5 protein-coding genes are annotated in these 5,787 nt (G+C 65.4%); 2 read left to right on the top strand and 3 right to left on the bottom strand.

Features of this window, described 5'->3' with window-relative positions; genetic code table 11:
* From ACI944_RS10855 to ACI944_RS10845, 3 genes are all read right to left on the bottom strand, one after another.
* A partial coding sequence (locus ACI944_RS10855) for a glutamine amidotransferase-related protein (protein WP_411719069.1) occupies positions 1-208 on the bottom strand: 208 nt, incomplete at its 3' end.
* Positions 205-1,716: an aminodeoxychorismate synthase, component I gene (gene pabB / locus ACI944_RS10850; protein ID WP_411719068.1), complete on the bottom strand. Its 1,512-nt coding sequence runs from the start codon at positions 1,714-1,716 to the stop codon at positions 205-207. The genes pabB and ACI944_RS10855, both read right to left, overlap by 4 nt.
* A 196-nt stretch (positions 1,717-1,912) precedes the next feature.
* Positions 1,913-2,512, bottom strand: coding sequence for a helix-hairpin-helix domain-containing protein (locus tag ACI944_RS10845; RefSeq protein ID WP_411719067.1), 600 nt, complete (start codon positions 2,510-2,512; stop codon positions 1,913-1,915).
* A 103-nt stretch (positions 2,513-2,615) separates the two neighbouring features.
* Between ACI944_RS10845 and ACI944_RS10840 the strand changes: the two genes are divergently transcribed.
* Positions 2,616-3,308 carry a YkgJ family cysteine cluster protein gene (locus ACI944_RS10840; protein WP_411719066.1) on the top strand — a complete coding sequence of 231 codons (693 nt, stop codon included), beginning with the start codon at positions 2,616-2,618 and terminating at the stop codon, positions 3,306-3,308.
* Between the two features lie 292 nt (positions 3,309-3,600).
* The coding region (locus ACI944_RS10835) for an alkaline phosphatase PhoX (RefSeq protein ID WP_411719065.1) at positions 3,601-5,787 on the top strand (2,187 nt) is incomplete at its 3' end.

Raw genomic sequence — 5,787 nt, 5'->3', positions numbered from 1 at the left:
CCCCCGGCCCCGGCGAAACGACGATTCCATCGGGGTCAAGCCGCCGAATCCCATCGACGTCGATGTCGTCGTTGCGCCGGACCACGACATCGGCGTGGGTGCCGACGTACTGGACGAGATTGTATACGAACGAGTCGTAGTTGTCGACGACGAGAACGCTCGGCCGCATCGGTGCCGGGGCATCGCCGCGACGGTTCTCGGCAGTCATCGTTCCGTCGCCTCAATCGTGAACGCCGCTTGCTCCGTCAGTGCGGTGTCGATGGCCGTGAGAAGCGCGCGGGCCTTATCCAGCGTCTCCGCGTACTCGCGGTCCGGGTCGGAGTCGTGGACGATCCCGGCGCCGACGCGGAGGTGATACCGGTCGGCATGTCGAACGAGCGTCCGGATGACGATGTTGAGTGTCGCCCGACCGTCGAAGCCGAAAAGCCCGATGCTGCCGGTATAGGGTCCACGCCGGGTGCGTTCGACGTCGTCGATGATCGCCATCGTCTTGGGCTTCGGTGCGCCGGTGATCGTGCCGCCCGGGAAGGCCGCCGCGACGGCGTCGGTGACCGACCGGTCCGACCGGAGCTGTCCCTCGATCAGGCTGACCAGATGCATCACTTCGGCATAGCGATCGACGCGGCGGTACTCCTGGACCCCGACGCTACCGTACTCGCTCACCCGGCCGAGGTCGTTGCGCTCTAAGTCGACTAACATCGCGTGTTCGGCGCGTTCCTTCTCGTCCGAGCGGAGGTCGGCCTCGAGTTCGCGGTCCGCCTCGGGCGTCTCTCCCCGTGGGCGGGTACCCGCGATTGGCTCCGTCAGGAGCCGGTCGGCCGCCACATCGAGGAGGAGTTCGGGACTCGCACTCACGAGATCAACGCCGGGAAACTCCACGAGCGCGGCGTACGGCGCCGGGTTTACACGGCGGAGCGCGGCGTAGGCGTCGACCGGATGGACGGACGCGGGGGCGGAAAGTCGTTGGGAGACGTTCGCCTGGAAGGTGTCACCGGCCCGTATCGCGGCCTGAACGCGCCGGACGCGGTCGGCAAAGGCCGCTCGCCCGCACTCGCTCTCGAACGCGGCACGCTCGCCCGATGCCGGGGCGCGGCCAACGGACCGATCTCCGGCGATGATGCGGGCGACGAGCGAGCGGGCGCGGTCGATGCCCCACTCGTAGGCGGCGTCGATCGAGCCGTGCTCGTCGAGTCGCGGGCAGGCGGTGACCCGGAGTTCAACCCCGTTGGCGTGGGGTTCCCGCCAGGCGACCATCCGGTCGTACGTTCCCACCTGCAGTCGGGGCAGGTTTCGATCATCCTCGGTTCCATCCGGAATTGACTCCAGTTCACGGGCGATGTCGTAGGAGAGCCACCCGACGATACCGCAGGGGTACGGTGTTTCGCAGTCGCCGCGTTCGAGCGTTTCGGCGCTCAATTCGGCGTCCAGCGCCGAGAGTGACGGGGACGCGCCAGCCGGACGCGACCCCTCATTCGCGATCGGCTCCGCGGTCCCCGAGACCGTGAGCCGCGACACCGGATCCGTCGCGAAGTATCCCCATCCGGACTGGCCGGCCGTCGTCTCAAGAAAGACATCGCCCCCGTCACCGCGGCGGGCGCGGCGGTATGCTTCGAAGGGATCGGCGACCGACAACCGGAGTTCGACCGGTACCCGCGCCGAATCCGTCGCTTCGGTGGCGACGGATTCGAACGCCTCTCGGTCGGTGACGACTCGCATACCGTATTGAGAGGCGTCAGCGAACAATGCTTTTGCGGTTGGGGCGGCACGCGTGGCTATGTCGCTGGCGAACAGGCGGGGATTCACTCCGATCGGCCCGTCCCCGCGCTCCCGCCTCGGGGGCCGACCGCGACGTATCAGGTCACGGGCGGCTTGGTCCCGGTATAGTATAAAAGCGTTCGGGCGAGTATAAATCCTACTCGGCGGCGCGTCCCTGCCAGCGGGCGATCCGCTTTTCGGAGATGTCGGTCGCCTCAGCGAGGCTTACGGTGTCGGCCGCGAGCAGTTCGGGGACCGTTTCGATGCCGGCGTTCCCCAGCCGTTCGGTGTAGGCCGGGCCGATCCCGTTGATCGTATCAACTGAGGCACCCTGCTTCGGGGCGTCGCCCGTGTCATCAGGGGCGTCGTCGGCCTCGTCCGAGTCGTCGGTGTCGACAGTGCCGGTCGCGTCGTCGGCACCGTCGGTAGTGTCGCCGGACGTATCCGGGCGCTCGGGCTCGCTCGGGGCCGGTTGGGCGTCCCCGGGCGGTTCGACGGCCGCATCGGGGTCCGGACCGGACGTTTTGACCGCCGAATCGGCCGAAGCAGTCGCGTCCGGTTTCGGGGCAACGGGGTCGGCTTCGGGATCGGACACCCTCCCCGTCGACCGATCGTCGGAACCGTGCGGAGCCTCGTTCGACCCGTTGGACTCCCGGGTCGGCCCGCGTTCAACCGTGGCATCCGTCCTTTCGGGGGGCGCCGAGTCCCCGGAATCGCCGAGACCCAACACCGATCGGAGCAGATCGACAATACCCATACGATTGGTATGCGGCTATCGGAATAAAAACAATCGGCCGAACGGGCGACCTGCTGGGGTTCCCGAGCGGGCCGTTTATATGTACGTATCCAAACGATCCGCCATGGAGAGCCTCGAAACCGAACTGGAGCGGGCGCACGACATTCCCGTCTCCGAACTCGCCGACGCTATCGAGTCCATCGGTTTCGAGTGCACCCGATGTGGCGGCTGCTGTACCGCGGTCGAAGCGGACGACGCCGACACCGAACCTCACACCGCGACCGTGTTCCCCGACGAGGTTCAACGGCTTCAATCGGCCGCGGCGGACGCCGGTGAGGAGCCCTACGACTGGCGTGATGTCGCCCGGCCCATGCCGTACGGCCTCGACGACACCGGCGGGAAACCCGAGGGGGAGACGTTCGAGTGGGCGCTTCAGACCGACAGCTGTGGAGACTGCGCCTTTTATACTGAATCGGACGACGGCACCGGCGCCTGTACCGTCCACGAGGACCGACCGCTCGTCTGTCGGACCTACCCGTTCAGCCTCGCGCTGGCCGGGACGGCCGAACCGATGGGCGAAGCCGTCGACGGGGAGGGACTCGTCCGCGCCCACGAGTGTGAGGGTCTCGGCCGCGACATCACCCGCGAGGACGCCGAGGAACTCGCGGCGGCTCTCAAAGAGCGGACGATCCGGGATATCGAGGAGGCGATCGGCGTCCGTGACAACTACGAACCGACGGACGCCGCGGGCGTGGTGGTTCACGACTCCGAAGGGCAGAAACGGCCGGACGGAACAGTGCTTCCGGACGAGGGGTAGTGGACATCGTTCTCCTGGCGGGGGAACTCACATACTGGGGCTATCGGTGGGAGTACAACTTATAAACGTTCTGGGTCTTTTAAATCGGATCGCGGCCAGCGAGTCGCATATAATTAAAGATAATTCACATTTGAGGATCTGTATCGAGTTACGAAATAGTACTGTGTATTATATAGGACAACGCTGCACAACGGGCGAGTACCGACTGAAACATATTGAGACGTACACATGATTCTGTGGATATATAAAAAATATAAAATTTGTTTATCACCCCCCTCCCGGGTCCACCTGCATGGTGGAAATGCACCGCAGAGGTCTGATGAAGGCGTCAGTCGCCGCCGCGCTGGGTGCCAGCGCGGTCGGTGTAGCAAGCGCGAGTGAGTCGGAAATCTCGGAGGGGGACACGCCCGGCGCGCCGAGCGTCCAGGGGAATCTAAAGCGGCTCTCGACGACGGCGTTCGGTGCCGAGGTGACCGGCCCGTTCGTCTTTGAGGACGGTTCGCTGTTGTACAGCCTCCAGCATCCCGATAATAGTAATCCCGAACCGTACGGCCGAGCGGCGGTCGGCTACTTCAGCGGCTTCAACTTCGAATTCGACGGCAGCAACGACGACTTCCCTGAGGTCGGCATCCCCGATACCCCGGACAAAGAGGGGAGGGTTCGCTCCGAGGTCGGCAACTACGAGATCCTGATCCAGGGTCGCGAGCCGATCAACGGCGGCACAGAGCGCCTCGGCGTCGCCCAGACGCCCGACGGCACTGACATCAACCAGGACAACTTCGCAGGGACGCAGTACGGGGCCGCGGCGACGAACCCAGACTGCAACCAGTTCGTCCCGACGGACGACGAGGGCACCGAGGGCTACCTGTACACCAACTGGGAGAACAGCCCCGGTGGTCTTTCGCGGGTCTTCATCAGCCAAGACGAAAGCGGCGAGTGGAGCGCCGATCCCGACGACGCGATGAACATCCCGAACACGGATGGGCTCCGCGACCTCGGCGGCACCCGGATCAATTGCTACGGCGACCTCAGCCCGTGGGAGACGCCGATTTCTTCCGAGGAGAACTACGCACATCCCCGCGTCTCGCTGACCAACACGGTCGGCGACATCGTCGAGGCCGGCAGCGGTGAGGGACTGCTCGGCGCGTGTCAGTTCTGGAACCGGCCGAACCCCTCGGCTGTTCAGGGTGCGGTCGACGAGTACGACGAAGTCGACGGCTGGTACATCCAAGGGTACTGGGCCATGACCGGCGTCGAGTTCCTCGCGTACTACCTGGGCGCCGAGCAGGTCGACCAAGGCGACGGCAAGAACGATCTGACGCCCATCGACGATATCTACCCGAACCCCTACCGCTACGGCTACCACGTGGATGTCCGCGCGCCGACCGCCGAGGAGCCTGAGCCCATGAAGTACTGGGTCGCGGGCCGCGCCTCCTGGGAAGCCCCGGACTTCCAGGGCGACGAAAAGACCCTCTACGGCTGCTCCGACGGCGACAGCAAGGGTATCTACAAGTTCGTCGCGGACGAGCCGATCCCGAGCTACGACGACACCGACGACATCGAGGGCACGCTCTACGCCCCGAAGATCACGAACGACGCCGCGAACGTCGAGGATTCCGGCCAGCGCAACTCCCCGGCCGACACGAACCTCGAAGTCGAGTGGATCGAACTGGGCCACGCCACGAACGGCGAGGTCGAGGGCTGGATCGCCGAGTACGACGATGTCACGCAGGCCGATTATCTCACGGCACACACGGACTACTCCGAGAGCGAACTCGGGGACGACGTCGCATACGGCGACGCCGTCCGCGAGGCCGATCTCGAGGTTATCGAGAACGGCAACCAGAACTACATCACGAATCAAGAGATCATCGACTGGGCCGAACAGTACGAACAGGACGGCCCCGACGGCGTCGACGAGGACCTCCGTCGCGTCCCCTTCCTCGAGACCCGCGCGGCCGCAAAGGAGATCGGTGCCTCCATCGAGTTCAACAAGGCCGAGGGCGTCGACAGCGTCGACGACTCCCAGCCCGGCGACTTCGTCTACTTTGGCATCTCGGAGTTCAACGACGACCTCGCAGACGAGACGGGCGACATCCAGATGGACCGCGTCGACGGCGGTGTCGTCTACCGCGCGGAACTCGAGCCGAACTACAACGTCTCGACGCTCGAGCCGGTCATCACCGGCCCGGATTTCACCGACGGCCCGCAGGACGCCGACGACGCGCTCCGCAACATCGACAACGTCTACGCGATGCGTGACGGCCGCGTCCTCTGTTGTGAGGACGGCTTCGGCGGTCCCGCCCGCTCGTACGACAACGACGGGCTCTACGTCTTCCAACCGAACGTCCGGCTGGAGGTCAGTTCGGTCGCGGTCGGTCAGGGCGACGCGGTCAAGGCCGAAGTGTTTGCCAGACACGTCCCGAACGGCCTCGCGGGCGGCGAGTTCTCCGTCCGCGTTGCGGACACGGAGGTCGCC

Source organism: Natronomonas sp., from assembly GCF_046710025.1.
GTDB lineage: Archaea > Halobacteriota > Halobacteria > Halobacteriales > Haloarculaceae > Natronomonas.
This window is presented reverse-complemented; position numbering and strand designations above follow the sequence as displayed.

Excerpts from the sequence above, each read along its gene's own strand:
- ACI944_RS10840 (WP_411719066.1), top strand. The coding sequence starts at position 2,616 with ATGGAGAGCCTCGAAACCGAACTGGAGCGGGCGCACGACATTCCCGTC.
- pabB (WP_411719068.1), bottom strand. The coding sequence starts at position 1,716 with ATGCGAGTCGTCACCGACCGAGAGGCGTTCGAATCCGTCGCCACCGAA.
- ACI944_RS10845 (WP_411719067.1), bottom strand. The coding sequence starts at position 2,512 with ATGGGTATTGTCGATCTGCTCCGATCGGTGTTGGGTCTCGGCGATTCC.